General features: G+C 66.7%; 27 protein-coding genes. 12 read left to right on the top strand and 15 right to left on the bottom strand.

Annotated features, from left to right (window positions below; translation table 11 throughout):
• On the top strand, positions 1–950 hold a 950-nt coding region (locus WAZ62_RS16775; RefSeq protein WP_422644679.1), incomplete at its 5' end, for a methyl-accepting chemotaxis protein.
• A gap of 21 nt (positions 951–971) precedes the next feature.
• Here WAZ62_RS16775 and WAZ62_RS16770 read toward each other — a convergent pair.
• A complete protein-coding gene (locus WAZ62_RS16770; protein WP_422644678.1) occupies positions 972–1,727 on the bottom strand; it encodes an SDR family NAD(P)-dependent oxidoreductase in 756 nt (251 codons plus the stop codon).
• A gap of 132 nt (positions 1,728–1,859) precedes the next feature.
• Between WAZ62_RS16770 and WAZ62_RS16765 the strand changes: the two genes are divergently transcribed.
• Entirely contained in the window at positions 1,860–2,747 is an 888-nt protein-coding gene (locus tag WAZ62_RS16765; RefSeq protein ID WP_422644677.1) for an AraC family transcriptional regulator N-terminal domain-containing protein, read from the top strand.
• Positions 2,748–2,914: 167 nt separating this feature from the next.
• Here the strand turns inward: WAZ62_RS16765 and WAZ62_RS16760 are convergent, their stop codons facing one another.
• On the bottom strand, positions 2,915–3,742 hold the full coding sequence (locus tag WAZ62_RS16760; RefSeq protein ID WP_422644676.1) for a class I SAM-dependent methyltransferase: 828 nt from the start codon (positions 3,740–3,742) through the stop codon (positions 2,915–2,917).
• Between the two features lie 89 nt (positions 3,743–3,831).
• On the opposite strand from WAZ62_RS16760, the gene mazG reads away from it, so the two are divergent.
• Positions 3,832–4,644, top strand: coding sequence for a nucleoside triphosphate pyrophosphohydrolase (mazG, locus tag WAZ62_RS16755; protein ID WP_422644675.1), 813 nt, complete (start codon positions 3,832–3,834; stop codon positions 4,642–4,644).
• A gap of 9 nt (positions 4,645–4,653) precedes the next feature.
• On the opposite strand, the gene hflX is transcribed toward mazG, so the two are convergent.
• The 7 genes from hflX to dusB all read right to left on the bottom strand — a co-directional run bounded on the left by hflX (position 4,654) and on the right by dusB (position 13,867).
• The gene (gene hflX / locus WAZ62_RS16750; RefSeq protein WP_422644674.1) at positions 4,654–5,877 is read right to left on the bottom strand and encodes a GTPase HflX; all 1,224 of its coding nucleotides are present in this window, start codon (positions 5,875–5,877) and stop codon (positions 4,654–4,656) included.
• A gap of 116 nt (positions 5,878–5,993) precedes the next feature.
• On the bottom strand, positions 5,994–6,248 hold the full coding sequence (gene hfq / locus WAZ62_RS16745; RefSeq protein WP_422644681.1) for an RNA chaperone Hfq: 255 nt from the start codon (positions 6,246–6,248) through the stop codon (positions 5,994–5,996).
• A 259-nt stretch (positions 6,249–6,507) separates the two neighbouring features.
• Positions 6,508–7,905 (bottom strand): sigma-54-dependent transcriptional regulator, encoded by a 1,398-nt coding sequence (locus WAZ62_RS16740; RefSeq protein ID WP_422644673.1) that lies wholly within the window; start codon positions 7,903–7,905, stop codon positions 6,508–6,510.
• Entirely contained in the window at positions 7,895–10,141 is a 2,247-nt protein-coding gene (locus tag WAZ62_RS16735) for an ATP-binding protein (RefSeq protein ID WP_422644672.1), read from the bottom strand. The genes WAZ62_RS16740 and WAZ62_RS16735 overlap by 11 nt, the downstream gene beginning before the upstream one ends.
• A 103-nt stretch (positions 10,142–10,244) precedes the next feature.
• Positions 10,245–11,714 carry a nitrogen regulation protein NR(I) gene (gene ntrC / locus WAZ62_RS16730; protein WP_422644671.1) on the bottom strand — a complete coding sequence of 490 codons (1,470 nt, stop codon included), beginning with the start codon at positions 11,712–11,714 and terminating at the stop codon, positions 10,245–10,247.
• A 15-nt stretch (positions 11,715–11,729) separates the two neighbouring features.
• Complete coding sequence (locus WAZ62_RS16725) at positions 11,730–12,848, bottom strand: two-component system sensor histidine kinase NtrB (RefSeq protein WP_422644670.1); 1,119 nt, start codon at positions 12,846–12,848, stop codon at positions 11,730–11,732.
• On the bottom strand, positions 12,848–13,867 hold the full coding sequence (dusB, locus tag WAZ62_RS16720) for a tRNA dihydrouridine synthase DusB (protein ID WP_422644669.1): 1,020 nt from the start codon (positions 13,865–13,867) through the stop codon (positions 12,848–12,850). Before dusB ends, WAZ62_RS16725 begins: the two co-directional genes overlap by 1 nt.
• A gap of 155 nt (positions 13,868–14,022) precedes the next feature.
• Between dusB and WAZ62_RS16715 the strand changes: the two genes are divergently transcribed.
• From WAZ62_RS16715 to WAZ62_RS16695, 5 genes are all read left to right on the top strand, one after another.
• Complete coding sequence (locus tag WAZ62_RS16715) at positions 14,023–15,189, top strand: bifunctional 2-C-methyl-D-erythritol 4-phosphate cytidylyltransferase/2-C-methyl-D-erythritol 2,4-cyclodiphosphate synthase (protein ID WP_422644668.1); 1,167 nt, start codon at positions 14,023–14,025, stop codon at positions 15,187–15,189.
• Positions 15,189–15,650, top strand: a complete 462-nt coding sequence (locus tag WAZ62_RS16710; RefSeq protein ID WP_422644680.1) for a phosphatidylglycerophosphatase A — start codon at positions 15,189–15,191, stop codon at positions 15,648–15,650. The genes WAZ62_RS16715 and WAZ62_RS16710 overlap by 1 nt, the downstream gene beginning before the upstream one ends.
• Complete coding sequence (locus WAZ62_RS16705; protein WP_422644667.1) at positions 15,644–16,162, top strand: CinA family protein; 519 nt, start codon at positions 15,644–15,646, stop codon at positions 16,160–16,162. Before WAZ62_RS16710 ends, WAZ62_RS16705 begins: the two co-directional genes overlap by 7 nt.
• Entirely contained in the window at positions 16,159–16,983 is an 825-nt protein-coding gene (murI, locus tag WAZ62_RS16700) for a glutamate racemase (RefSeq protein WP_422644666.1), read from the top strand. The genes WAZ62_RS16705 and murI overlap by 4 nt, the downstream gene beginning before the upstream one ends.
• A gap of 71 nt (positions 16,984–17,054) precedes the next feature.
• Positions 17,055–17,564 (top strand): DUF2937 family protein, encoded by a 510-nt coding sequence (locus tag WAZ62_RS16695; protein WP_422644665.1) that lies wholly within the window; start codon positions 17,055–17,057, stop codon positions 17,562–17,564.
• Positions 17,565–17,588: 24 nt separating this feature from the next.
• On the opposite strand, the gene hemA is transcribed toward WAZ62_RS16695, so the two are convergent.
• Entirely contained in the window at positions 17,589–18,800 is a 1,212-nt protein-coding gene (hemA, locus tag WAZ62_RS16690; RefSeq protein WP_422644664.1) for a 5-aminolevulinate synthase, read from the bottom strand.
• A gap of 380 nt (positions 18,801–19,180) precedes the next feature.
• Positions 19,181–19,756 (bottom strand): hypothetical protein, encoded by a 576-nt coding sequence (locus tag WAZ62_RS16685; protein WP_422644663.1) that lies wholly within the window; start codon positions 19,754–19,756, stop codon positions 19,181–19,183.
• Positions 19,757–19,864: 108 nt separating this feature from the next.
• Here WAZ62_RS16685 and ispH point away from each other — a divergent pair, with 108 nt between their 5' ends.
• Genes ispH through rnhA form a run of 3 tightly spaced genes read left to right on the top strand, consistent with a single transcriptional unit; the run spans position 19,865 to position 22,228 of the window.
• The gene (ispH, locus tag WAZ62_RS16680) at positions 19,865–20,809 is read left to right on the top strand and encodes a 4-hydroxy-3-methylbut-2-enyl diphosphate reductase (protein ID WP_422644662.1); all 945 of its coding nucleotides are present in this window, start codon (positions 19,865–19,867) and stop codon (positions 20,807–20,809) included.
• Positions 20,810–20,817: 8 nt separating this feature from the next.
• Positions 20,818–21,786, top strand: a complete 969-nt coding sequence (locus WAZ62_RS16675; RefSeq protein WP_422644661.1) for a homoserine kinase — start codon at positions 20,818–20,820, stop codon at positions 21,784–21,786.
• Positions 21,779–22,228, top strand: coding sequence for a ribonuclease HI (gene rnhA, locus WAZ62_RS16670; RefSeq protein WP_422644660.1), 450 nt, complete (start codon positions 21,779–21,781; stop codon positions 22,226–22,228). Before WAZ62_RS16675 ends, rnhA begins: the two co-directional genes overlap by 8 nt.
• Before the next feature lie 10 nt (positions 22,229–22,238).
• On the opposite strand, the gene WAZ62_RS16665 is transcribed toward rnhA, so the two are convergent.
• The 4 genes from WAZ62_RS16665 to WAZ62_RS16650 all read right to left on the bottom strand — a co-directional run bounded on the left by WAZ62_RS16665 (position 22,239) and on the right by WAZ62_RS16650 (position 25,198).
• Positions 22,239–23,453: a lipid A deacylase LpxR family protein gene (locus WAZ62_RS16665; RefSeq protein ID WP_422644659.1), complete on the bottom strand. Its 1,215-nt coding sequence runs from the start codon at positions 23,451–23,453 to the stop codon at positions 22,239–22,241.
• A 337-nt stretch (positions 23,454–23,790) separates the two neighbouring features.
• Positions 23,791–24,111 carry a nucleoside triphosphate pyrophosphohydrolase family protein gene (locus WAZ62_RS16660; RefSeq protein ID WP_422644658.1) on the bottom strand — a complete coding sequence of 107 codons (321 nt, stop codon included), beginning with the start codon at positions 24,109–24,111 and terminating at the stop codon, positions 23,791–23,793.
• Between the two features lie 51 nt (positions 24,112–24,162).
• Positions 24,163–24,648, bottom strand: coding sequence for a peroxiredoxin (locus tag WAZ62_RS16655; protein ID WP_422644657.1), 486 nt, complete (start codon positions 24,646–24,648; stop codon positions 24,163–24,165).
• Positions 24,649–24,718: 70 nt separating this feature from the next.
• On the bottom strand, positions 24,719–25,198 hold the full coding sequence (locus tag WAZ62_RS16650; RefSeq protein ID WP_422644656.1) for a glutathione peroxidase: 480 nt from the start codon (positions 25,196–25,198) through the stop codon (positions 24,719–24,721).
• Positions 25,199–25,279: 81 nt separating this feature from the next.
• Here WAZ62_RS16650 and WAZ62_RS16645 point away from each other — a divergent pair.
• The coding region (locus tag WAZ62_RS16645) for a hypothetical protein (RefSeq protein WP_422644655.1) at positions 25,280–26,114 on the top strand (835 nt) is incomplete at its 3' end.

Here is a 26,114-nt window from a genome sequence, read left to right as displayed (position 1 = left end):
AAGCCGCCGAGGCCCGGGACCGGGCCGAGGCCGAGCGGCGCCTGACCGAGGCGGATCAGGCGCGCCTGCGGGAAGAGCAAAGGCGCCTGCGGGAGCAGGCCGATCGGGCGAAGCTCGTGGCCGATGCCTCGCGGTCTTTCGAGCAGGATGTCAGTCAGGTGATCCGGGGCATGGTCGACGCCGCCGGCACGCTCGACACCAATGCCACCAGCCTGACCCGCCTGTCGGCACGGACCATCGCTCAGACCGGGCGGGCCGGCGACCTCGCGATGGGGGCCAGCAACAGCGTGCAGGCCGTCGCGGCGGCGACCGAGCAAATGGTGGCGACAGCCCGGGAAATCGGCCGCCGGGCCCAGCAGTCGGCGGACCTCTCGGCCCGGTCGGTGGCGGAAGCCGCCCAGACCCATGGCAGCATGCAGACCCTGAGCGAGACGACCGAACGCATCAGCCGGGTCCTGAAACTGATCGATGCCGTCGCCCGGCAGACCAATCTTCTGGCCCTCAACGCGACGATCGAGGCGGCCCGGGCAGGCGAGGCGGGCAAGGGCTTCGCCGTCGTCGCGACCGAGGTGAAGACCCTGGCCGATCAGACGGCCAGGGCCACCGAAGAAATCGCCCGCCAGATCACCGACATGGCAACCTCGACCCGGGACACGGTCGGTGCCATCGGCCGCATCGACGAAATGATCCGCGCCATGGCCGAGGCCTCGACCGGTATCGCCGCGGCGGTCGAGGAACAGATCGCCTCGATCGACGAAATCGCCCGCAACATCGACCGCACCGCCGATGACACGAATGCCGTCACCGGAGAGTTGACCCTTGTCGCCGAAGCCGCGACCACCACGGGCGAGGCGACAAGCAGTGTCCTCACCTCGTCGAAGCGCCTCGCCACCGAGGCGCATGACCTGAAACGGGCCGTCGACCGCTTCCTGGGCGTGATCGCCGCCTGAGGCGATGCCGGACAAAGCCTCTCAGATGGCCTGACCGCCCGAGACTTCGATCCGCTGGGCATTGATCCAGCGGTTGTCGGGCGACAGCAGACTGGCGATCATCGGGCCGATGTCGTCGGGCACGCCGACCCGGCCGAGGGCGGTCATGCCGGCGAAGAGCTTGTTGATCTCCGCGTTGTCCCTCACGGCGCCGCCGCCGAAATCGGTCTCGATCGCGCCCGGCGCCACCGTGTTCACCGCGATGCCGCGCGCCCCCAATTCCTTGGCCATATAGAGCGACAGGACCTCGACCGCGCCCTTGACGGCGGCATAGACGGCATAGCCCGGGAAGGACACCCGGGTGAGGCCGGATGACAGATTGACGATGCGCCCGCCATCGGCGATCAGCGGCAGCAGGGTCTGGGTCAGGAAGAACACACCCTTGAAATGGACATCGACCAGACGGTCGAACTGATCCTCGGTCGTCATGCCGATCAGGGTCAGGTCGCCATGGCCGGCATTATTGATGAGATGGTCGAGTGTCTCGCGCCGCCAGGTCGTGGCGAGGGCCGATCGCAATGTCTCGGCGAAGGCGGCGAAGCTGGCGACATCGCCCGTGTCGAGCGGAAAGGCCAGGGCCTTCCGCCCCAGGGCTTCGATCTCCGCGACGACGGCGGCGGCTTCATCCGCCTGGCTGCGATAGGTGATGACGACATCGCCGCCCCGCCGGGCGATGCTGAGTGCGGTATTGCGGCCGAGGCCGCGGCTGCCGCCGGTGACGAGGGTGATCTTGGTCATGTCGCTCTCCGTTGCTGGACCCGCCGACTATCCGCCGGGGATCGCGCGCGCGGTTGCCGGATGCGGCGACTTCTTTGCCTGATCCTGCCAAAGCGCGTGCGCGGCGAGAACCGACGGGTTAGGCTTGCCGGCATGACAACGCTGCTCGACGCCGTCCGCCGCTACGCCGACATGCATGCCGATGCCACGGGCATCGCGCGAACACCGATCCCCGGCCTCGGTCTGGTGCGGGCGACCGCGCCCAGCGGGCTTCAGCACGCGATTTCCCGGCCGCTGGCCTGCCTCGTCGTCCAGGGCGGTAAGCAGGTCAGCATGGGGGCGGACAGTTTTGCCTTTTCCGCCGGCGATTCCCTGCTGATCACCGCCGATGTCCCCACGGTCAGCCAGATCACGCGGGCAAGCGTGGCGGCGCCCTATCTCTCCCTCGTGCTCGAGCTCGATCCCTCGGTGATCGCCGACCTCGAGACCGAGATGAGGGCAGGGGGCGGCGACGACCGCGCCCCGGTGCGGGTCGAGCCGACCGAGGCGGAAGTCGCCGACGCCGCGCTTCGCCTGATGCGACTTCTGGATCGGCCGGCCGCCGTGCCCGTGCTGCGGGGTCAGCTCGTGCGCGAAATGCACTATTGGCTGCTGATGGGCCGCCATGGCGCCGCCATCCGGCGCCTCGGCTGGCCCGATGGACATGCCCGGCGCATCGCCCGGGCGGTCGCCTTGCTGCGCGCCGATCCCGGCCAGCGGCTGTCGATCGAGCAGCTGGCCACGGTCGCCGGCATGAGCCTGTCGTCCTTCCATCGCCATTTCCGCGCCGTGACCTCGCTGTCGCCACTCCAGTTCCAGAAGCAGCTCCGCCTGATCGAGGCAAGGCGCCTGATGCAGGCAGAAGGCGCCAGCGCCAGCAGTGCCGCGTTCTTCGTCGGCTATGAAAGCGTCCAGCAGTTCACGCGCGAATACGGCCGCCTGTTCGGCCTGCCGCCGGTCCGCGACACCGAAGCCGCCCGCGACCGCGCCCAGGCGGCCTGAGCCAGCAGCGGGCAAAGGCCGGATGCGAGGAAGAGCCGACAAGTCCTTGGTATCATGGGGAAAGGACCAATCGTCCTCACCCGGCATCATAGGTATTTAATTTCCATAATATATATTATGCGACTAATATATATGACCATGAAGGGTGAAATCCATGCGCCTGATCTCTACCCCGAAACCCTGCCGCCGCCCGTCCGGCAATCGAGCACGCAGAGCAAGGCGTTGTCGGTCGGCCAGGCGATATCCACCGCCTCGAAGCCGGCGCCCGCGAGGTGGCGGGCCGCCTGGTCGGCGGTGCGGAAATGGATGCCGGCGTGACTGCGCGAAATGAGCCGCAGCGCCGCCGCCCCCAGCCCAGCGGCGGCGCGGAGCAATCGGGGCTTGGGCGCCGGATAGGTTTCCATGATGTAAGCGGCCTGGGGAAAGCCGCGCAGGGCTTCCGCCAGCCGGCGCCAGACGTGGGTCGCCACGGTGCGCGGGAAATAATTCATCAGCCCTTCGGTGATGACGATGATCGGCCGGGTGCGATCGAAGCCGCCGGTCAGCACGCTCTCCAGCGACAAGGGGCCCGACGGCGCGAGGATGTCGATCGGCACCACCTCGTGCCGGGGCGAGCGGCCGGAGACCTGCGTCAGGGCCCGGGCCTTGTTGCGGGCCATGGCCGGCAAATCCGCCTCGACATAGCGCAGTTCGGGAAACTGGCGGGAAAAGCGGCAGCCCCGGGCCGACAGGCCGCAGGCGATCTCGAGGATCTGGGCATCCGGCCAATCCTGCAGGTGACCGATGGCAAGACGGTCGATCAGGGCGTGGCGTTCCACCAGCATCTGCCGCAGATTGGTGCCGAAAATCGCCTTGCTCGCCCATTCGGCGGGGCCGAGCAACCGGTACATCACATCGCCCGCCGGCGTGCGGAGTTCCGGCAGCGACAGGCCGCTGGCCTGCCAGGTTTCCCCGGTATAGAGCGCCGTGAAGCTGAACGATGATGAATCCGCCATGATCCCCCCTCGCCGCGCCGGCCTGTCATGCCGCGATGCCGCGCATCAGGGCGCTGACAGGGCAGCGGCCGGCCGTTATTCTGCAACCCATGTATGACGATGACGGCGCTCCGCGCAACCCCGGCCGCTCCCTCGATGCCCTGCTCGCCCTGATGGCGCGGCTGCGCGACCCCGACAAGGGCTGCGACTGGGACAAGGTTCAGAGCTTCGAGACCATCGCCCCCTATACGATCGAGGAAGCCTATGAGGTCGCCGATGCCATCGCCCGGGGCGATCGCGGCGACCTGCGCGAGGAATTGGGCGACCTCCTGTTCCAGGTCGTGTTCCACGCCCGCATCGCGGAAGAAGAAGGCGCCTTCGCTTTCGCCGATGTCGCCGAGGCGATCACCGCCAAGATGATCGCCCGCCACCCGCATGTTTTCGGCGACGCCAGGGCCCATGACGCCACGCGCTGGGAAGACCACAAGGCAGCCGAGCGCGCGGCCAAGGCCAAGGGCGGCTTGCTGGACGATATCCCCCTCGCCCTGCCCGCCCTGCTGCGCGCGGTCAAGCTGCAGAAACGCGCCACCCGGATCGGTTTCGACTGGCCGGACCTGTTGCCGGTTCTCGACAAGCTGGAAGAAGAGATCGGCGAGCTGAAGGCGGAAATCGCCGCGGGCTCGCCCCCGGCGCGGCTGGAAGACGAATTGGGCGATGTGCTCTTCGTCGCCGCCAATATCGCCCGGCATCTCGGGGTCGATCCAGAACATGCCCTGCGCTCGACCAACGCCAAGTTCGAGCGCCGCTTCCGCCATATCGAGACGCGGTTGGCCGAACGGGGCCTGGCCGGCCGTCAGCCGCTGGACCTGCTCGACAGCCTGTGGGACGAAGCCAAGGCGATCGAAAAGGGCAAGCCGGCCTGAGCGGCTGGCTCAGCCGCGGAAGCGCTTTTCGAAGCGGCCGAGATCGGCCGGATCGAGACCGACCGTCAGATGGGCCTTGCCATCGTCCCGATCCTCGCGGGCGATGACTTCGCCATGCTCGTAGAGGAAGGCCAGCGCGGCGCCGTCTTCGAGCGCGACGTCGAGCTCGACCAACTGGCGATTGCGGCCCAGCCGCTCGTCGAGGATGTCGAGCAGATGGTCGACGCCCTCGCCCGTCAGCGCGGAAACCGGCAGGATCGCCGGCAGGCGCGCGGCCGTGTTCGCGAGGCGCTGCCGCTCCTCGGGCTCGAGCAGATCGATCTTGTTCAGGACCTCGATCATCCGCTCGTCCTGGGTCGGTGTGTCGACGCCGAGGTCGTTGAGCACGGCCAGGACATCGGCCTTCTGCGCTTCGCTCTCGGGATGGGCGACATCGCGGACATGAACGATGATGTCGGCTTCCAGCACCTCTTCCAGGGTCGCGCGGAAGGCGGCCACCAGATGGGTCGGCAGGTCCGAGACGAAACCGACGGTATCGGACAGGATGATCTGCCGGCCCGACGGCAGGGTCACGCCGCGCATGGTCGGATCGAGCGTGGCGAACAGAAGATCGGCCGCCAGCACGTCCGACCGCGTCAGGCGGTTGAACAGCGAGGATTTGCCGGCATTGGTGTAGCCGACCAGGGCGACGATCGGATGCGGCACCTTGCGGCGGTTGCGGCGGTGCAATTCGCGGGTCCGTGTCACCGTCTCCAGCTCGCGCTTCAGGCGGGTGATCTTCTCGGACAGGATGCGGCGATCGGCCTCGATCTGGGTCTCGCCCGGGCCGCCGAGGAAACCGACACCGCCGCGCTGACGCTCGAGGTGGGTCCAGGAACGGACCAGCCGGCTCTTCTGGTAGGACAGATGGGCCAGTTCGACCTGCAACCGCCCTTCCCGCGTCGCCGCCCGCTCGCCGAAAATCTCGAGGATGAGGCCGGTGCGGTCGATGACCTTGGTTTTCAGTTCACGTTCGAGGTTGCGCTGCTGAACCGGCGACAGGGCGCAGTTCATGATCACCACGTCGACCTCGAGGGCGGCGACGGCGGCCTTCAGCTCCTCGACCTTGCCGGTGCCGATCCAGGTCGCGGGCCGGATCTTGTCGACCGCGATCTCGATCGCCTCGACGACATCGAGGGAAATGGCCGCGGTCAGGCCGACAGCCTCGTCGAGACGGGCCGCGGGCAGGCGCATGGAAGCGCCGGCGGACTCCTCACCGGGAGGGCCGCCGCGCACATGGGGGTGGACGACGATCGCGCGCCCCACCGCCGGCGCGTGACTCGCGGTCGCGCCGGGATCGAAATTATCGGTCAATGGTCGCGCGGAGCCTCGGTCGCCTGCGGGTCGAACAACTGGATCGGCGCGGCGGGCATGACGGTGGAAATCGCATGCTTGTAGACCAGCTGGATATGACCATCCCGGCGCAGCAGCACGCAGAAATTGTCAAACCAGGTGATCACGCCCTGCAGCTTCACACCATTGACGAGGAAAACCGTGACGGGGGTCTTGTTCTTGCGGACGTAGTTTAGAAACACGTCCTGAACATTCTGAGACCGCTCGGACATCGCTTTCACCTTCTTCTTTTTGTTGTGTCTTGCCGCTTCGGCCGCCTTTGGCGGTCGTTAACGGAGACGATCAATCTATCCGGCAGCAACACACACATTTTTGCTGCACCGCACAAAATATGGCAAGCCTCTCATCGATCCGCAAGTGAAATCGCGGGGCGATCCGGCCGCATGGTCGCGGATTCGGATCGGCCGCTGCATCGGATAAAGCCTTTACCGGGCCGCGACAATAGCCCATTCGAGGGGAGACGCCCGGCGATCAGCCCGGCGACCGGTCGTTGACCGCGATGCCGAGGGATTTCAGCTTGCGGTGCAGCGCCGAACGCTCCATGCCGATGAAGGTCGCGGTCCGGCTGATGTTGTTGCCGAAGCGCGCGACCTGGGCCAGCAGATAGTCGCGCTCGAAGGCTTCCCGGGCCTCGCGCAGCGGCAGGGCCATGATCACCTCGCCATTCTCGCCGGCGCGCAAGGTGGCGGGCCCCGCCCCGCCGACTTCGGCCGGCAGCATGTCGGCGCCGATCGCCTGTTCGGCATCGTCGGTGGCCATGATCAGCAGCCGTTCGCAGACATTGCGCAGCTGGCGCACGTTGCCCGGCCAGTCATAGGCCTGCATGACCGCGAGGGCCTCGGCCGAGATGGTCCGGGGCGGAATGCCGTTGGCCTGGCTGATGCGCTGGATGAAATGGGCGGCGAGTTCGGGAATATCCTCCCGCCGGTCGGCGAGGCGCGGCACGCGGATCGGCACCACGGACAGGCGATGGAACAGATCCTCGCGGAAGCGGCCGGCGGAGATTTCCGCGTAGAGGTCGCGGGCGGAGGCGGAAACCACCCGCACGTCGACCTGGACGCGACTGCGCCCCCCGACCCGCTCGAAGGTCTGGTCGACCAGCACGCGCAGGATCTTGGCCTGGGTCTCATGCGGCATGTCGGCGACTTCGTCGAGGAACAGCGTGCCGCCATGGGCCTGCTCGAACAGGCCGACCCGGGGCATGCCGTCCGGGCTGGCGGATGCCTCGACGCCGAACAGTTCCGCCTCCATGCGCTCGGGCGCCATGGTCGCGGCATTGACGACGATGAAGGGGCCGTCGGCCCGCCGGGACTGACGGTGCAGCAGGCGGGCGACCACTTCCTTGCCCGAGCCGGACGGTCCCATGATCATGACCCGGCTGCCCATCGGCGCCGATTTCTCGACCATGGCCCGGACGGTGTTCATGGCGGACGAGCGGCCGATCATCTCGTCGTCGAAATTGCTGCGCGCCTTCAGCGCCCGGTTCTCGCGCTTCAATTGCGCGGCCTCGATCGCCCGCTGCACGAGCAGCAGCAGGCGGTCGGCCTTGAACGGCTTCTCGATGAAATCATAGGCGCCGCGCTTGATCGCGCCCACCGCCGTCTCGATCGTGCCATGGCCCGAGATCATCACCACAGGCATGTCGGGATGCGCGCGCTTGATCGTGTCGAGGATCTCGAGCCCGTCCATGCGGCTGCCCTGCAGCCAGATGTCGAGGATCACCAGCGCCGGCAGACGGGTGTCCAGCGCGGCCAGGGTCTCGTCCGAATTGCCGGCCGTCCGCGTCTCGTAGCCTTCGTCCTGCAGAATGCCGGCCACGAGTTCGCGGATATCCGCCTCGTCGTCGATCACCAATACTTCACGCGCCATGCGCAGTCCTCGCCTCGGCTTGGGGTGCGTCCAGGGCAGTTTCCTGCCGCCACGGGAAACGCAGGGTCACGACGGCGCCGCCGCCCGGATTATCCGACAGGGCGACGGTGCCGCCATGCTCTTCCATGATCTTGCGGACGATGGCGAGGCCAAGGCCGGTGCCCTTGGTCCGCGTCGTGACATAGGGCTCGGTCAGGCGGTCGCGCTCGTTCGCGGGCAGGCCCCGGCCATTGTCGCGCACGGCGATCTGCACGAAGCCGGCTTCCGCCGTCAGAACGGTCTCGATCCGGCCCTGGGTCTGATCCCCGGCTTCATCCCGCCCCTCGATCGCCTCCGCGGCATTCTTCAGCACGTTGGTCAGGGCCTGACCGATCTGCCGGCTGTCGAACAGGGCGTGAACCGGGTCCTCGGGCAGGCCGGTCTCGAACAGAAGACCGGGCGAGGCGACATGAGCGAGGAACACCGCCTGACGGATCTGTTCGCTGAGATCGTCCATGCGGAAGACCGCGGTCGGCATCCGCGCGAAGGACGAGAATTCGTCGACCATGCGGCCGATGTCGCCGACCTGGCGGATGATCGTCTCGGTGCACTGATTGAACACTTCGGGATCGGTGGTGATTTCCTTGCCGTATTTGCGTTTCAGGCGCTCGGCCGAGAGCTGGATCGGCGTCAGCGGGTTCTTGATCTCATGGGCGATGCGCCGCGCGATGTCGGCCCAGGCCGCGTTGCGCTGGGCCGAGACCAGGTCGGTGACATCGTCGAAGGTGACGACGAAGCCCCGTACCGCCCTGCCCGACTGTTCGCCGACGATGCGCACGCTGAAATGTCGGGACTTGCCGCCACGGCTCAGGTTGATCTGGGCCTGCACCTCGCGGTCGGGCCGGGCCCGGGCCTCCGACAGAAGCGCCGACATCTCGGGTACCACCTCGTCGATCAATTCGCCGATCAGGCGATCGGCCGTGGTGTCGAGAAGCTCGATCGCCGAGCGGTTGGGCAGGGTGATGCGCCCTTCGGTATCGATGCCGAGCACGCCCGCCGAGACGCCCGCCAGCACCGCCTCGGTGAAGCGGCGTCTTTCATCCAGCTGATGATTGGCATCGCGCAGGGCGCCATGCTGGGCCTCGATCTGTCCCGCCATGCGGTTGAAGGCCCGGCCGAGCGACGACAACTCGTCGTCCGACGTGCCGGTTTCCACCCGGGCGGTCAGGTCGCCGTCGCGCAGCCGCTCGGTCGCGCCGAACAGACGCGCCACCGGCTCGACCAGCCTTGTCGCCAGCCACAGGCCGGCCAGGATCGCGGTCAGCAGGATCAGCAGGCCGACGAGAACGAAGACGAAGGCGAAGGTGACCTGGATGCCGAGGCGTCGCTTCTGCAATTCGGAATATTCGGCGACGGCGGCCTGGGTCCGCTCGACATAGGCGATCACCCGGGGATCGACGAAGCGACCGACATAGAGATAGGCATCGAGAAAGGAGTCGAGCCGGATCAGCGCCCGCACCCGGTCGTCCTCGGTGGTGATGATGACGACTTCACCATTCTGCGCCCGGTCGATCGCGCCGGGCGGCAGACGATCGAACTCCATGCCGAAGCTGAGCGCGGTGCGCGCCAGCACCTGTCCGGTCGAATTGATCACGATCGCCTCGGCGAGACCACGCACGGCCGCCTGATTTTCCAGCATCAGGCCGAACCGATCGGGATTATTGTCGATGACCACCGCCTTGCGGTTCACATCATTGGCCATCGCCCTTATGTCGGCCTCGATCGTCTTGCTGTGTTCCTCGACATAGGCCTTGGCGATGACCACGCTGTCGGACACGGCGCCCTGTACGCGCTCGGAAAACCACGTATCGATGATCAGGTTGAAGAATAGCGCCGAGGCGATGCCGAGGAAGATCGTCGGCACGGCGGCGATCGCCCCGAACAGGGCGACAATGCGGACATGGAGCTTGGCCCCGGCGAGGCCGGAGCGCCGCGCCCACCACAGCTGGACCAGCCTTGTCGCGACGAGGCTGGCGAGGGCGAGAATGAGCACGAGATCGAGCAGCAGCAGCGGAATGATCAGCGCCGTGTTGCCTTCCTGCACGGTCGGATCGCGCAGGGCCAGATAAGTCGCCGTTCCCGAGGCCGTCGCCAGCAACACCAGAGTCAGGACAAGCCGCCGGCTGATCGAGCCGCTGCTGATCCAGGTCTCTATGCGCGCGGCGCGACTGGCCCGGGGATTCTCGGTGTTGGTCAAGACAACTCCAGCGGTCCGTGGCCGCCCGTGTCGGAATGAACACAGGTGCGACCCATAGACTCACGATCTTGTTGTCATATTACCACAGGGTGATGCAATTGCATCACTTGATGCTGCGCAGGACCTGAATGTCGAGATCGCGGATTTTCTTGCGCAGCGTGTTGCGATTGAGGCCGAGGAGTTCGGCGGCGCGGATCTGGTTGCCCCGGGTCGCCGACAGGCTGATTTCGATCAGCGGGCGCTCGACCTCGCGCAGGATGCGGTCATAGAGCCCCGCCGGCGGCAATCCCTCGTCATGGGCCGAGAAATAGCGCGCCAGGTGCCGCTCGACCGCGACGGACAGGCTGACCGGCTCGTCGCCATTGCCGATGCGGAACTGCACCTCGGGCTCGATCAGCTCGGTCTTCACGACATCGAGGCCGATCACCTCCTCGGCATAGAGCGCGGCGAGGCGGCGGATCAGGTTCTCGAGCTCGCGGACATTGCCCGGCCAGCGATAGCGCTTCATGAATTCCATCGCCTCGCCATCCATCAGCTTGGCGGGCAGACCCTGCGCCACCGCCTGATTGAGGAAGTGGCGGGCAAGATCGGGAATATCCTCGCTGCGCTCGCGCAAGGGTGGCAGACGCAGGGGCACGACATTCAGGCGATAGAACAGATCCTCGCGGAACAGGCCCTGATGGACCAGCTGGCGCAGGTCGCGGTGGGTCGCCGAGACGATGCGGACATCGGTCTTGATCGGACTGCGGCCGCCGACCGTGGTGTATTCGCCCTGCTGCAGGACACGCAACAGGCGGGTCTGCGCCTCGAGCGGCATGTCGCCGATCTCGTCGAGGAACAGGGTGCCGCCCTCGGCCTGCTGGAAGCGGCCGACGCTGCGCTGGGCGGCGCCGGTGAAGGCGCCCTTCTCGTGCCCGAAGAGTTCGCTTTCGATCAGCTCGCGCGGGATCGCCGCCATGTTGATGGCGACGAAGGGGCCGTTCCGCCGCTTGCCATAGTGATGCAGCGCCCTGGCGACCAACTCCTTGCCGGTGCCGGATTCGCCGGTGATCATCACCGTCAGATCCGTGCCCATCAGACGGGCGAGGACACGGTAAATCTCCTGCATCGCCGGCGAGCGGCCGATCAGCGGCACCTTGTCATCGCCATCGCCAAGCGGGTTGCTCTCGGGCGCCGCCGATTTGGGCAGGGTCAGGGCGCGCTGGACGACGGTGGTCAATTCCTTCAGGTCGAAGGGCTTGGGCAGATATTCATAGGCGCCGCGTTCCGCCGCCTTGACCGCGGTCATCAGCGTGTTGTGCGCGGACATGACGATGATCGGCATCTCCGGGCGGATGCGCTTGATGCGCGGCAGCAGGTCGAGGCCGTTCTCGTCGGGCATCATCACGTCGGTGATGACGAGGTCCCCTTCCCCGCTCGACACCCAGCGCCACAGCGTCGCCGCGTTGCCGGTGGAACGGACATGGTAACCAAGGCGGCCGATGGCACGGTCCAGCACTTCCCGGATCGCGCGGTCATCGTCAGCGATCAGGATGGTCGGTGTATTGCCGTCGGTTACGCCGGGGACAACCATGTGGATACTCGCTCGTTACTCGGTGGCAACCGGCAGCAGCACGCGGAACATGGTGCGTCGCGGTTCGGATTCGCATTCGACCATGCCGCCGTGATCGCCGATGATCTTGGCGACGAGGGCAAGGCCAAGGCCGGTGCCCGAGGATTTCGTCGTAACGAAAGGCTCGAACAGATGGGGTTTCAGGTCCGGGGGAACCCCCTCGCCATTATCGCGCACGGTGACTTCCAGCGGCAGGCGCAGGCGCCGCCGGGTACCCGGCACCGCCATGCGGACGCCGTGGCGATAGGCCGTGGTCAGGGTGATCTCCCCGCCCTTGGTCGGGGCGGCCTCGGCGGCGTTCTTCACGAGATTGAGAAAGACCTGAATCAGCTGGTCGCGGTCGCCCGAAACCGGCGGCAGCGACGGATCGTAGGACTCGATGAAACGAAGACCCTTGGCGAAACCGGCCTGGGCGATCTTCTTCACATGCTCGAGCACCTGGTGGATGTTCACCGACTCGCGCTTCGCCGGGCGACCCTCGTTGAAGGCCTCGATCCGGTCGACCAGCAGGCAGATGCGGTCGGTCTCGTCGCAGATGAGGCGGGTCAGGTCGCGGTCGCTCTCGGCGATGCCCTGTTCGAGCAACTGGGCCGCGCCACGGATGCCGGACAGCGGGTTCTTGATTTCATGGGCGAGGATCGCCGCCATGCCGGTGACGGAGCGCGCGGCGCCCCGATGGGTCAGCTGGCGATCGATACGCTGGGCGATCGCCCGCTCCTGCAGGGAGACCAGCAGGATGCCCGAGCGGTCGGCCAGGGGCGTTACCTGCATGTCGACCGGACGGTGGCCCGTCCGGGGCGAGCCGAAATCGACTTCATATTCATAGACCGAAATGCCGCCCTGGCGCACCTGTTCGACCACCGCCAGCAGCGGATGGGCGAAGGGCGTCACCTGGTCGAGGCGCATCCGCGTCAGCATGGTCGCCCCGGTGGCGAAGAACTGTTCCGCCGCGGCATTGGCGTAGCGGATCTGGCCGTCGTCATCGACGAGGAGGATCGCCTTGCTGAGGGCGTTGAGAACAAGTTCCAGATCGAAAGGCACGCCGCGCCCGCCCTTTCCCGTATCCGCGGCCGGTCTGGCAGAGGATTTGGCCATCAGGCCGCCTTCCGGTCGAGCACCGGCGCATAGAATTCACGGATATAGGCCTTGACCGCTTCCGGGTCCTCCATCCGATTGATGGTGGAGCGGAAGCTGGCGGAACCGGGCAGGCCGGCCGAATACCAGGCGACATGCTTGCGGGCCATGCGCATACCCGGCACGGCGCCATAATGCGACAACATGTCGTCGTAATGATCGAGCAGCAGCGCCAGCTGTTCCCCGATCGCGGGATCGGGCCGGCGCTCGCCGGTCTTCAGGAATTCGGTGACCTGGGCGATGAACCAGGGCCGACCATAGGCCCCGCGCCCGATCATCACACCATCGGCGCCGGATTGGGTCAGGGCCTCGACGGCATCCTCGAAGGTATTGATGTCGCCATTGGCGATCACCGGAATCTTCACCTGTTCCTTCACCTTCGCGATGAAGCCCCAGTCGGCGTGACCGTTATAGAGCTGGCAGCGGGTGCGGCCGTGAACGGTGAGCAACTGGATGCCGCAATCCTCGGCGATCCGGGCCAGTTCCGGCGCATTGCGGCTGTTGTGGTCCCAACCCGTGCGCATCTTCAGCGTGACCGGCAGCTTCACGGCCTTCACCGTCGCCTCGATCAGGCTTCGCGCGTGCTTCAGGTCGCGCATCAGGGCGGAGCCGGCGTGCGAATTGATCGCCACCTTCTTCACCGGGCAACCCATGTTGATGTCGATGATGGCGGCGCCCCGGTCCTCGTTCATCTTCGCCGCTTCGGCCATGTGCTCGGGCACGCAGCCGGCGAGCTGGACCGACATCGGGAATTCCTCGGCGCAGTTGCTGGCCATCTTCATCGACTGCCGGCTGCAGCGGATCATGGCTTCCGACGCGATCATCTCGGACACGACCAACCCCGCGCCCAGTCGCTTCACGACGCGACGGAACGGCATGTCCGTGACACCGGACATGGGGGCGAGGATGACGGGATCATCGATCCTGACAGGGCCAACCTGGATGGGGCCGACCTGAACGGGGCCAGTCGTGCTGTTCATTACTTGGGCACTTTGTACAGCTGCGCAATAAACGAGCAATCTAGGCCCATTGCTTGTGCACCGCAATGGTCAGAAGCCGCTAAAGGCACGAGTTGTCGAGATTTGTTGTGAACCAGACACTAGGCCCGGCGTCAAGGCAAGGCTAGTGTCTCGCCATGGCCGATTCTCGTTCAACCGCAGGCGTCGCCGTCGTCATCGCCGCTGCCGGAAGTGGCGCGCGAATAGGCGGCGGCACACCGAAGCAGTTCCGCCGTCTCGCGGGCAAGCCGATGCTGCGCTGGACGGTCGAGGCGCTGCGCCGCCACGAGGGCATCGGCCCCATCCTGATCGTCGGCGATGCCGACGCGGCACGTGACGCGGTCGCGGGCCTTGACGATATCCACTTCACGCCGGGCGGCGCCGAGCGGCAGGACAGCGTGCGGGCCGGCCTCGAATTCCTCGCGGCCCAGCCCCGGCCCCCTCGCCTCGTCCTGATCCATGATGCCGCCCGGCCCTTTGTCGAGCGTGCGTTGACCGATCGTGTCCTCGCCGCGCTTGAGCGACACGCGGGGGCCATTCCGGCCCAGCCCGTGGTCGACACATTGAAGCGGGGCGTGGAAGGCATGGCCGGCGAGACCGTGGCACGGGACGGGTTGTTTCGGGCCCAGACCCCCCAGGGCTTCCGCTTTGACGCGATTCTGGCCGCCCATCGCCAGCTTGCCGGCGCCAGTCTGACCGACGACGCCGCACTGGCCACCGCCATCGGTCTCGATGTCGCCCTGGTGGCCGGGGCGGAGGAGAATTTCAAGGTGACCACCGCCGAGGATCTCGACCGCGCCGAGCGAGTCCTGCTCGGTCGCCTGCCCGATATCCGCACGGGGTCCGGTTTCGACGTCCACGCTCTCGGTCCTGGCGACGGGGTCTGGCTGGGCGGCGTGCTGATCCCGCATGACCGCGCCCTGATTGGCCATTCGGATGCGGATGTCGCACTTCATGCCCTGACCGATGCCCTGCTCGGCGCGATCGGCGCCGGTGACATCGGCCAACATTTCCCGCCCTCCGATCCGCAATGGCGCGGCGCCGCCTCCGACCGTTTCCTGGCCCATGCCGGCAGTCTCGTCGCCGCGCGGGGTGGCATGATCGCCCATCTCGACCTGACCGTGATCTGCGAGCGGCCGAAAGTCGGCCCCCACCGCGAGGCCATGCGCGCGCGCATATCCGCCATCCTTGGCGTGGCGCCCGACCGGGTGTCGGTCAAGGCGACCACCACCGAGAAACTGGGTTTCACCGGGCGAGGCGAAGGCATCGCCGCCCAAGCCCTGGCCACTGTGAGGTTGCCGTGATGCTTTCCCGCCTCCATCCAGCCCGCATCATCTCGACCGGATGCTATGTCGGGCATCTGCCGGGTCCCGCCGGGACCTGGGGCTCGCTCGCGGCGCTGGCGCCCGCGTGGTTCATTCATCAGGCCGGCGGAGCCTGGGGGCTGGCCCTGGCGGCGGTCGCCGTCACCATCGTCGGCATCTGGGCTTCGGCGATCTATGCCGCCGCCCTCGATCTGAAGGATCCGGGCAGCGTCGTCGTCGACGAATTCGCCGGACAATGGTTCACCCTGGTGCTCGTGCCCAATGATCCCTGGCTGTATCTGATCGCATTCGCCATCTTCCGGGTGCTCGACATCCTGAAGCCCTGGCCGGCGAACTGGGCCGACCGGCACCTGCCCGGCGGCTTTGGCATCGTTATCGACGACGTGATCGCCGGCCTGATGGGGCTGGTGCTGATGGGAGGCTTGATCGAGCTATGGTGACGAGCATTTTCCCCGATTCCCTCGAGCATCGCGCGGGCCTCCTGGTCCGGCGCGCGACCGAACTCGGCCAGCGCATCACCACCGCCGAGAGCTGCACCGGCGGCCTGATCGGCGGCCTGCTGACCGAGATCGCCGGATCGAGCGCGGTCTTCGAGCGTGGCTTCATCACCTATTCCAACCATGCCAAGGCCGAGGTTCTGGGGGTCGCCAAGGATATCCTCCTGATGCATGGCGCCGTGTCCGAGCCCGTGGCCCGCGCCATGGCCGAAGGCGCCCTGGCGCGCAGTCGGGCTCATATCGCCGTCGCGGTGACCGGCGTCGCCGGCCCCGGCGGCGGCTCGCCGGACAAGCCGGTCGGCCTTGTGCATTTCGCGCTTGCCCGCGAGTTGCGCGAGACCCTTCATGTCGAGCGCCGTTTCGGCGACATCGGCCGGGCGGCTGTCCGCCTCGCCACCGTCGATCAGGCGCTTGCCCTTCTCGAACAGGCGATGGACGCCCCGCTGCTCGCATGACCTCTCCTTCTCCCACCCTGCCGATCGGCATCTTCGATTCCGGCATCGGCGGCCTTTCGGTGCTTGACGCCATCGCGAAGCGCCTGCCGGCCGAAGACCTGCTCTATCTCGGCGATACCGCCCGCCTGCCCTATGGCACCAAGAGCCCCGAAACCGTCGCCCGCTACGCGGTTCAGGCCGCGGGTCATCTCGTGGAGCGCGGGGTGAAGTTGCTGGTGATCGCCTGCAACACGGCATCGGCCCATGCCATCCCCGCCCTCGCCGCCGCCTTCCCCGATATCGAGGTGATCAGCGTGATCGAGCCGGGCGCCCAGGCCGCCGTCGCCGCCGCGCCTTCGGGCCGGATCGGCGTTCTGGCGACCGAGAGCACCGTGGCCTCCGGCGCTTACGACCGGGCGATCCATGCCCTCAATCCCGGCGCCGATGTCCGCCAGCAGGCCTGCAGCGTCTTCGTCGCCCTGGCCGAGGAAGGCTGGATCAACGGCGATGCGGTCGAAGCCGCCGCCCGGCGCTATATCGAGCCGCTGCTGAACCACGGCCGGCCCCGGCCTGAGGCCCTGGTCCTCGGCTGTACCCATTTCCCCTTGCTCCGCGAGACCATCGGCGCCGTCGCCGGACCGGACATCGCCCTTGTCGACAGCGCCTCGACCGCGGCGGAAGCGGTGGCCGCGGCGCTGGTCGCCGATCACCTTGGCGCGCCGTCGGGCCAGGGCCGGGTGAAATTCATGGCGACCGACTCGGCCAGCCGTTTTGCCCGGGTCGCCACGATCTTTCTCGGCCGGCAGGTCAGCCCGGAAGATGTCGAGATCGTCGACCTGTAGGATTCGGCCAAGGTTGACAGATTCGCGTCCGTTCCCCCTCATGGCGCCAGCGCCCATGTATGGGGATCGCCATGATTCGGCATCTGTTCCTGATTTTGCTCGTCATCACCGGCGGCATCGGTGCCAGCCAGTTGCCCAGCTTTGCCCGCGCCTATGAACAGCGCCTGGGCGGCGCCCTTGGCGAAGTGCAGAAACTGGTCGACGCTTTTTCCCTGCAGGCCGCGGCCGAGGGGCTGGATTTCGAGGCGTTGGCCGCCCGCCACCGGCAATCGGGCGACACCGCCGTGCGCGGCACAGCCGACCGGATGACGGCCCTCGCCGATCGCAGGGCTTTGCTCGCCGATCAGAAATTGAAACTCGACGCCGCCCCCACCAGTTTCGACAAACTGGCCACCATCGCCCGTTTCGGTGACGGCGAACTGGTGCGCGACACGCTCTCGACCTATGAGATCTCGGCGACCATCGACCCGATGTTCGGGGCGTTGGGCGTTGGGGCCGGCTGGCTGATTTACGGCGCCATCGGCGGCCTGTTCCGCCGCCGTTATCGGCGCTCGACCCCCGGCGGTCTCGTCCGGCGCTGAGGGGCGCCGGACGGAAGTCCCGCCTCAGGCCGCGCGCGGCAGGCGCGACTGGGTCCAGATGCGATCGAGCGCGGTGACCAGCTGATCCATCATCGCGTCATCGTGGAACGGCGACGGCGTGAAGCGCAGGCGCTCCGTGCCACGCGGCACGGTGGGGAAATTGATCGGCTGGACATAGATGCCGTCGACCGACAGCAACTCGTCGGAAATCGCCTTGCAGCGCACCGGATCGCCGACCATCACGGGGACGATGTGCGACTGGCTCTGCAGCACGGGCAGGCCGGCGTCGGCCAGCTTGCGCTTCAGGGTGGCGGCGCGTTCCTGATGCTTCACGCGGAGTTCGTTGTGCTGGCGCAGGTAACGGATGGAGGCGCAGGCCCCCGCCGCGATCACCGGGGCGAGCGAGGTGGTGAAGATGAAGCCCGGGGCATAGGACCGCACGCAGTCGACCATCACCGACGAGCCGGCGATATAGCCGCCCATGGCGCCGAAAGCCTTGCCCAGCGTGCCTTCGATCACGTCGATGTCGCCCATGGTCCCGGTCGCCTCGGCGACACCGGCGCCGTGCTCGCCATAAAGGCCGACGGCATGGACTTCATCGAGATAGGTCAGGGCATTGTATTTTTTCGCGACCTCGACGAAATCCGCGATCGGCGCGATATCGCCGTCCATCGAATAGACACTCTCGAAGGCGACGATCTTCGGCGCCGCGGGGTCGGCTTCCTTCAGCATCGAGACGAGGTGATTCACGTCGTTGTGGCGGAAGATCCGCTTGGGCGCGCCGCCGTGGCGGATGCCCTCGATCATGGAAGCGTGGTTCAATTCGTCGGAATAGACGGTGACGCCCTTGAGCACGCGGGACAGGGCCGACAGCGCCGCCTCGTTCGAGACGAAGCCCGACGAGAAGATCAGGGCCGATTCCTTGCCGTGCAGGCTGGCGAGTTCATCCTCGAGCAGGACATGGGCGCGACTGTTGCCCGAAATATTGCGGGTGCCGCCGGCACCGGCGCCGTAAGTGTCGAGAGCCTCGTGCATCGCCGACAGGACTTCGCTGTTCTGACCCTGGCCGAGATAATCGTTCGAGCACCAGACGACGATGTCGCGGGGACCATGGGGACCCCGCCAGGTGGCCCGGGGAAAGTTACCGCAATGGCGCTGCAGGTCGGCAAACACGCGATAGCGGCCTTCCTGTTTCAGGTCGGCAATCGCATTCGCAAATTTATCGTCGTAATTCATTCGCCCTGTCCCAGTTGCCTAGATCCGCGCGCGCCGGATGCCCCCGGCCATCACTTCAGGCTGGAGCCCATGTCCATCCTCACGGACATTGGTTCACAAATCCTATATCGGCGGTTTGATCCAAGGCAAAGCCGATCACTGTTTTATGTCGGCCATGTTGCCGCAGGCGGGCGAATTCCCCCACCCCCTTAAAGGAGTAGCCCCCTTAAAGGAGCAGGAGGACGGCGGGCCTGTCCCCCCGGACATCCCCGCCGCCCTGGCCGCCACCCCCCGATGACGACCGCCGACGACATCGCCGCCGGCACGGACGGACTATGGTCGAGGCCGCTGGCCCGCGCTGTGACCGGCGACACAGTCCGGACGAAGACGGCTGGCGGCCATCACTTGCCCCGGCGCTTGCGCTCGTCCGCGAGTTCGTCGGCCGACAGCTGAATGCCGCCGATCATCTCGAAGGCATAGGGGGACTTGCCTTCGAGAGGCACGGTGACGGAAAGATGCTCGACGACGCCGCCGCTGTTCTTGCCGTTGTCGAAGGGAATCACCGTCTGGTAGGAGGCACGGCTGATCACCCGCGTGTTGGTCTCGGTCAGCGTCAGGAAAAAGGGCTCGCTGACGCCCTTCAGGTCCCGGCCCGCCGGGCCGCGCCGGACATAGATCGACAGGCCGACATCGGCGGTCACCTGACCGCCCGCGGCCGGCTGGCACAATGCCTTGGCGTCGATCACCTCGATTTCATAGAGCACATTGTCCGGCGTTCTCGCCGCGCCCGGGGCGAAGCGGGTGAGGCTGGCGGCATCGGCGAGGACCGACATGGCGGGACAGGGAACCGCGTCCGCCGCCGCGGATGCCGATTCGGAAGAGGAGCCGCAAGCGGCGAGGCCAATGGCGCCGAGCGCCAGGACCGCCGCCGTGACGGCCGGCCGGCGCGCTGCCCGGACCTGCGAGACGATGCCCATCCTTTGCTTTCCTTTAGCTACCCGTAAGGCTTATGGTCGGCGCACTCTAGACAAGCACCCCTATCGGCACAAGCAGGGCCGCCCCCTGCCCGCAAGCTACCGGACAGCATGAGCAAACCCGCCCTGACCCTCATCCTCGCCGCCCCGCGCGGCTTTTGCGCCGGTGTCGACCGGGCGATCCAGATCGTCGAGCTGGCGCTGGAGCGTTTCGGCCCGCCGATCTTCGTCCGTCACGAGATCGTCCACAACCGCACGGTCGTCGAGTCGCTGGAAGCCAAGGGCGCGATCTTCGTCGAGGAACTGGATGAAGTGCCCGAGGGCGCCCGGGTGGTCTTCTCCGCCCATGGCGTGCCCAAGGCCGTACCGGCCGATGCGAAAAGGCGCGGCCTCGCCTATCTCGACGCCACCTGCCCCCTCGTCTCCAAGGTCCATGTCGAGGCCGAGCGTCTCCATGCCGAAGGAATGCATCTCGTCATGATCGGCCATGAAGGCCATCCGGAAGTGGTCGGCACCATGGGCCAGCTGCCGGAAGGCGCGATCAGCCTCGTGGAGACCATCGAGGATGTCGCCCGCCTGTCGGTGCCCGATCCGGCGCGCCTTGGCTATATCACCCAGACCACCCTGTCGGTCGATGATACCGCCAGCATCGTCGCCGCCCTGCAGGCGCGTTTTCCGGCGATCCTCGCGCCGCACAAGGAAGACATCTGCTATGCGACGACCAACCGCCAGGCGGCGGTGAAGACGATCGCGCCGGATTGCGACGCGCTGATCGTCATCGGCGCGCCGAATTCATCCAATTCCGTCCGATTGGTCGAGGTTGGGGCGCGGGCGGGTGTCGCCACCGCGCTGCGCATCCAGAATGCCGGCGAGCTTGACTGGTCGCGCCTCGACGGCGCCCGCCGGGTTGGCATCACCGCTGGGGCCTCCGCTCCGGAAAGCCTGGTCGAGGAATTGATCGAAGCCTTCCGCGCGCGCTTCGAGATCACGGTCGAGCATGTCACCGTGACCGAGGAACGCATCCAGTTCAAAGTCCCCCGCGCCCTCGTCGGCTGAGCATCATCATGGCTGTTTATACCGACGTCGACGACGACGCCCTCGCCGCCTTCCTGGCCGATTACGACCTCGGCGAAATGCTCAGTCTGAAGGGCATCGCCGAGGGGGTGGAGAATTCCAACTTCCTGATGGAGACCACGCGCGGGCGCTTCATCCTGACCCTGTTCGAGAAGCGGGTGGCGGAAGCGGACCTGCCGTTCTTCATCGGCCTCATGGATCATCTCGCCCTGTCCGGCCTGTCCTGCCCGACCCCGATCCATGCCCGCGACGGCAAGGCCCTGCGCCGGCTGGCCGGGCGGCCGGCGGTGATCGTGTCTTTCCTGACCGGCATGTGGCCGCGAAAGCCCAATGTCGCGCAATGCGCCAGCGTCGGCGGCGCCCTCGCCGGCCTGCATCTGGCGGGCGCCGGCTTCGCCATCCGGCGGGACAATGCCCTGTCGCTTCCCGGCTGGCAGCGGCTGGCCGAGGATTGCCGGGACAAGGCCGACAGCGTGCGCCCCGGCCTTGGCGCCGAGATCGCGCGGGAACTGACCTTCCTCGAAGGCAACTGGCCAACGGCGCTGCCGCGCGGCGTGATCCATGCCGACCTGTTCCCCGACAATGTCTTCTTCATCGGCGACGATGTCTCGGGCCTGATCGATTTCTATTTCGCCTGCGATGATTTCTACGCCTATGACCTCGCGATCTGCCTGAACGCCTGGTGTTTCGAGCCGGACGGCGCCTTCAACGCGACCAAGGCGCTGGCGCTTTCGCGCAGCTATCTCGCGGTGCGTCCGCTGGCCGCCGCCGAGGCGGCGGCCCTGCCGCTTCTGTGCCGGGGCGCCGCGCTCCGTTTCCTGCTCACCCGGCTTTATGACTGGCTGAATCAGGTGCCGGGCGCCCTCGTCCGGCCGAAAGATCCGCTCGAATATCTCTCGAAACTGCGTTTCCACCGTACCGCTGAAGGGCCTGGCACCTATGGCATTGGCCATGACTGAAGAGAATGTCGACCTTGTCGTCATCCATACCGATGGCGCGTGTTCCGGCAATCCCGGCCCTGGTGGCTGGGGGGCCTTGCTCAGCTTTCGCGGGACCGAGAAGGAATTGTCGGGCGGCGAGCCGGCGACGACCAACAACCGCATGGAACTGATGGCGGCCATCGCCGCCCTCGAGGCGCTGAACCGGGGGACCGAGGTCCGTCTGTTCACCGACAGCCGCTATGTGATGGACGGCATCACCAAGTGGATCACCGGCTGGAAGCGCAACGGCTGGAAGACCGCCGACAGGAAGCCGGTGAAGAACGAGGACCTGTGGCGTCGCCTCGACGAGGCCGCTGGCCGGCACAGGATCGAATGGCGCTGGGTCCGCGGCCATTCCGGCGATCCCTCGAACGAGCGGGTGGACCAGCTGGCCCGGGCCGCCGCGCCCCGGCGCGGCTGAGGCACGGGGTTCAGATCCGCCAGGACAGGCTGAGGGCGCCGAAGACATCGCCGCTCTTCTGGCCGACATATTCGGTGGTGCGGAACACCTGGGTATAGGTCAGCCTGGCATCGCCAAGGGTTACGGACGCGCCCAGCTGCAGGTCGGCGACGAAATTATGCTTGTCGACGCTGTGGCTGTCCTCGAAGGAATTGCCGTCGAGGAATATGTTGCGGGCGACCGCGCGGCCCTCCAGTCCGGCGAAGACATACCATTCGAAATCGTGAACCGGCTTGAAGTAGCCGGTGCCCGACAGGGCGGTGCGGATGCGCGGCGCGCCCCAGTCGCTGGAGACGTCCGAGCCGAGCTTCACCGTCGCGCTGGCCGAGGCATAGGTGTGGATATTGCCGAGGGTGAGGCCGACGCTGGGCTCCAGCGCGACGCCAAGGCCGCCCGGGTGAAATTCCGAGATGAAGCGCCACTTGCGCTCGTAGGACAGCACGGCGCCGAGTTCGTCGTTCAGCTGCGAATCCCAGCCGTCGAAGGGGCGGACGCCGATTGTGTCGTGGAACCAGGTCTGTGTCTCGGCCGCGCCCGAGCTGGGACCGACGACGCCGAGCTGCAGCTCGAAAGTGTCCAGCTGCTTGCCGGTGTCATTGGTGATCTGGACACCGCCATAGAGCCAGCCGGCGAAGGGACGCCCCTGGTTCTCGCCGCCGTTGGTCTCCTTGCGGCCGGGCGTGAAGATGCTCTGTCCGACCGAGACGCCGACGCGGACCACGCCTTCGTCGGGAACGAAAGGCAGGCCACGGGCGATGTCGCCGACGAAGAGCGGCGTATCGTCGGAACTGAACAGATAGCTGGCACGCATTCCGTTGGTGTAATGCTGGTCGGTGCCACCGCCGAACTTGTCGTTCTCGATCTGGATCGACAGGGTGCCGCGATCGTCGCTCGGATCCTCACCGGCGGTCGCCGTCCGCTTAGGGGCTTCGTTCTCGGTGCCGGAGATGGCCGTGGGCGCCATGTTGCTCCGGCCGCCGCTGCCCAGCCCACCTTCGCCGTGACCATTGAAGGCCATGGTCAGCGATGCCAGCACCGCCGGAATGCCGCTGCGCGAGCCGTGGATCTCGACGGGACCAAAGTCCAGGGACGGGACGGCCGCGCCGGCGAAAACCGTGGCGCCGACGATGGCGCCCAGGGCTGCGGACATGATGGTCCCGTTCAGGACCGCGTGGGATGCGATCATGCTAGTTACTCCGGCACAGGGTTCAATGGTTCGGCGCGTGGCCGCTGTTGGGAGTAACTTGCGCCGGAGCGGCGTTATTTTCAGTCGGAAGCCCAACCGAATTCCGGGGCAATCAGCCCCTTTCGATCCGCATCGGCGGGTCTATGGCTAATATTCGGTTAATCGGTGGTTATTCAGGGAAAATGGCGGAAAACAGCCGATTTCAGGCTGTATCCGGGGCGGGTTCGAAGCCCGCGAAAGGGCCCCGGCCGGCCCTTGAGTCTTAAGCGGATGTTAATGCCGGAATACAGGGGAGATGTTTCCGAAGCGGCGGTATCGGGTTGCCGCTTCTCCCCGATCAGCGGTCATCGCCGGAGCCGGCGATGACGCCGCGCTGCTGACGGTCGGACAGTTTCCGCATGTTGGCGGCGAACACGGCGGCGAGATCGAGGCCCGTCGCATTGCACAGCTCGGCCAAATACCAGCAGACATCGCCGAGTTCGGCTTCGAGTTTTGCCTTCAGGGTTTCGTCGTCGGTCCCGTCGCGGATCCATTTCTTCAGAACGCCCGCGACCTCCCCCGCCTCGCTGGCAAGGCCAAGGCCAAGGTATTCAAGCGCCCGGTCGGCCGGGAAGATCGCCGTCGTCCGGGTGAAGGCCTGATAGTCTTCGAGTGTCATGTCCTCTCCTGTCCTCGCGGCCGCCCGGTCGCGCGCCGGGCGGCCAGGGCCTCAAAGCTGTTTCAGCACGGCTTCCGCCGCCGAGACGTCGAGCGCGGAAGGATTGGGCTCGACCGACAGGACCTCGACCTTGCCGTCCCTGGCGATCAGCGCGTAACGCTTGGAGCGCAGGCCCATGCCGAAGCCCGACAGATCGAGTTCGAGGCCGAGCTTCCTGGTGAAGTCGGCGCTGCCGTCGGCCAGCATCAGGATCTTGTCGCCGACGCCCTGGTCCTTGCCCCAGGCGCCCATGACGAAGGCATCGTTCACCGACAGGCAGGCGATCGTGTCGACGCCCCTGGCCTTCAGCGCATCGGCGTTGGCGAGATAGCCCGGCACATGCTTGGCCGAACAGGTCGGGGTGAAGGCACCCGGCAGCGCGAAGAGGACGACGGTCTTGCCGCCGAAGAGTTCGGACGACGGCAAGGGCGCCGGGCCCTTGTCGGTCATCGTCATGAAAGTGGCCTCGGGCAGCGTATCACCAACCGCAATCGTCATCGGTCTTCTCCGTTATCTTTGTGCCGGGGCATGGCCGCCCCGGCGACGGCATTAAGCATGAGGCCCGGGGTCACGCCAAGGCGGCCTCGATCGCCGTCGTGATATCCGGCGACAAGGGGTCGAGGCGGGAGCCGAAGCTGCCGGCCAGGCTGCCGTCGGGCCCGATCAGATATTTGTGGAAATTCCATTTCGGCGTACCGGCCTCGCCCAACGCCCCGGCCGCCCAACGGTAAAAGGGATGGGCCTCGGCGCCGATCACCACCTGTTTCGCCGTCATCGGGAAGTCGACGGCGAAGCGGGTCTCGCAGAAGGTCTTGATCTCCGCTTCCGTGCCCGGCTCCTGCGCGCCGAAGTCATTGGCCGGCACGCCGAGGACGACGAGGCCCTTCGGGCCATAGGTCCGGTACAGCGACTCCAACCCGGCATACTGCGGGGTCAGGCCGCAGGCCGAGGCGGTGTTGACGATCAGCACGGGCTTGCCGGCGAAATCGCGAAGATGGATGTCGCCCCCGGATATTCCCGGAAAGCTGAAATCGAAGGCATTGGTCATGTCATTTCCCCGCATTGGTTCCTGGCCCCATAGAAAGAGACCGCCCGGCCTGCTATTTCAAGGGCACACAGGAGATGCAGGATGTGCGACACCATGGTGGTGCCGTCCTCGAGCCCGGGCGGGACGATGCTGTTCGCCAAGAACAGCGACCGCGAGGGCGACGAGGCGCAGGCGATCGAGATCATCCCCCGGCGCACCCATGCGCCGGGCGCTCTCGTCCATGCGACCTATCTGTCCCTGCCCCAGGTCCATGAAACCGCCGCCCTTCTGATCTGCCGGCCCTACTGGATGTGGGGCGCCGAGATGGGCGTGAACGAGCATGGCGTCGCCATCGGCAACGAAGCCGTCTTCTCGCGCCTGCCCCCTGAGGACAAACCAGCCCTGACCGGCATGGATCTGGTCCGTCTCGGGCTGGAGCGGGCGCGCAGCGCCGAAGAGGCGGCGGCCACCATGATCATCCTGATCGAGCGTCACGGCCAGGGCGGCAGCGGTGGCCATGGCCACCACTTCCCCTATGACAGCGCGTTTCTGATCGCCGACGCGACCACGGCCTTCGTGCTGGAGACCGCGGGGCGCCACTGGGCGCTGGAGCGGGTCACGGCGGCGCGGGCGATTTCCAACGCCTATTCGATCGGAAGCCGCTTCGACCGTCTGTCCGCCGACGCCAAATCCGTCGCCCTCGATAACAAGTGGTGGAGCGAGGGCGAGGTCTTCGATTTCGGCGCGGCATTCGGGGAAAGGCTCAAGGGTTGGGCGGCCCGGGGCCGCCAGCGGGCGGCGCGCGCCTGCGCCCTGATCGGCGCCCGCATCGATGGCCCGGCCCGGCTGATGAATATCCTGCGCGACCACGGCCCCGATGGCACCCGGCCCCATTGGCAACCGGGCGGCTTCCTGCCCGGCACGATCTGCGCCCATG

It is taken from the genome of Zavarzinia sp. (assembly GCF_049306435.1).
Classification (GTDB): Bacteria; Pseudomonadota; Alphaproteobacteria; order Zavarziniales; family Zavarziniaceae; genus Zavarzinia.
The sequence above is the reverse complement of the archived record's forward strand: the minus strand, read 5'-3'. Positions and strand labels throughout refer to the sequence as shown.

Bases quoted from the DNA above. Each gene is read 5' to 3' on its own strand.
- WAZ62_RS16770 (WP_422644678.1), bottom strand. From the start codon at position 1,727: ATGACCAAGATCACCCTCGTCACCGGCGGCAGCCGCGGCCTCGGCCGC.
- WAZ62_RS16765 (WP_422644677.1), top strand. From the start codon at position 1,860: ATGACAACGCTGCTCGACGCCGTCCGCCGCTACGCCGACATGCATGCC.
- WAZ62_RS16760 (WP_422644676.1), bottom strand. From the start codon at position 3,742: ATGGCGGATTCATCATCGTTCAGCTTCACGGCGCTCTATACCGGGGAA.
- mazG (WP_422644675.1), top strand. From the start codon at position 3,832: ATGTATGACGATGACGGCGCTCCGCGCAACCCCGGCCGCTCCCTCGAT.
- hflX (WP_422644674.1), bottom strand. From the start codon at position 5,877: ATGCGCCTGCCCGCGGCCCGTCTCGACGAGGCTGTCGGCCTGACCGCG.
- hfq (WP_422644681.1), bottom strand. From the start codon at position 6,248: ATGTCCGAGCGGTCTCAGAATGTTCAGGACGTGTTTCTAAACTACGTC.
- WAZ62_RS16740 (WP_422644673.1), bottom strand. From the start codon at position 7,905: ATGGCGCGTGAAGTATTGGTGATCGACGACGAGGCGGATATCCGCGAA.
- ntrC (WP_422644671.1), bottom strand. From the start codon at position 11,714: ATGGTTGTCCCCGGCGTAACCGACGGCAATACACCGACCATCCTGATC.
- WAZ62_RS16725 (WP_422644670.1), bottom strand. From the start codon at position 12,848: ATGGCCAAATCCTCTGCCAGACCGGCCGCGGATACGGGAAAGGGCGGG.
- dusB (WP_422644669.1), bottom strand. From the start codon at position 13,867: ATGAACAGCACGACTGGCCCCGTTCAGGTCGGCCCCATCCAGGTTGGC.
- WAZ62_RS16715 (WP_422644668.1), top strand. From the start codon at position 14,023: ATGGCCGATTCTCGTTCAACCGCAGGCGTCGCCGTCGTCATCGCCGCT.
- WAZ62_RS16710 (WP_422644680.1), top strand. From the start codon at position 15,189: ATGCTTTCCCGCCTCCATCCAGCCCGCATCATCTCGACCGGATGCTAT.
- WAZ62_RS16705 (WP_422644667.1), top strand. From the start codon at position 15,644: ATGGTGACGAGCATTTTCCCCGATTCCCTCGAGCATCGCGCGGGCCTC.
- murI (WP_422644666.1), top strand. From the start codon at position 16,159: ATGACCTCTCCTTCTCCCACCCTGCCGATCGGCATCTTCGATTCCGGC.
- WAZ62_RS16695 (WP_422644665.1), top strand. From the start codon at position 17,055: ATGATTCGGCATCTGTTCCTGATTTTGCTCGTCATCACCGGCGGCATC.
- hemA (WP_422644664.1), bottom strand. From the start codon at position 18,800: ATGAATTACGACGATAAATTTGCGAATGCGATTGCCGACCTGAAACAG.
- WAZ62_RS16685 (WP_422644663.1), bottom strand. From the start codon at position 19,756: ATGGGCATCGTCTCGCAGGTCCGGGCAGCGCGCCGGCCGGCCGTCACG.
- ispH (WP_422644662.1), top strand. From the start codon at position 19,865: ATGAGCAAACCCGCCCTGACCCTCATCCTCGCCGCCCCGCGCGGCTTT.
- WAZ62_RS16675 (WP_422644661.1), top strand. From the start codon at position 20,818: ATGGCTGTTTATACCGACGTCGACGACGACGCCCTCGCCGCCTTCCTG.
- rnhA (WP_422644660.1), top strand. From the start codon at position 21,779: ATGACTGAAGAGAATGTCGACCTTGTCGTCATCCATACCGATGGCGCG.
- WAZ62_RS16665 (WP_422644659.1), bottom strand. From the start codon at position 23,453: ATGATCGCATCCCACGCGGTCCTGAACGGGACCATCATGTCCGCAGCC.
- WAZ62_RS16660 (WP_422644658.1), bottom strand. From the start codon at position 24,111: ATGACACTCGAAGACTATCAGGCCTTCACCCGGACGACGGCGATCTTC.
- WAZ62_RS16655 (WP_422644657.1), bottom strand. From the start codon at position 24,648: ATGACGATTGCGGTTGGTGATACGCTGCCCGAGGCCACTTTCATGACG.
- WAZ62_RS16650 (WP_422644656.1), bottom strand. From the start codon at position 25,198: ATGACCAATGCCTTCGATTTCAGCTTTCCGGGAATATCCGGGGGCGAC.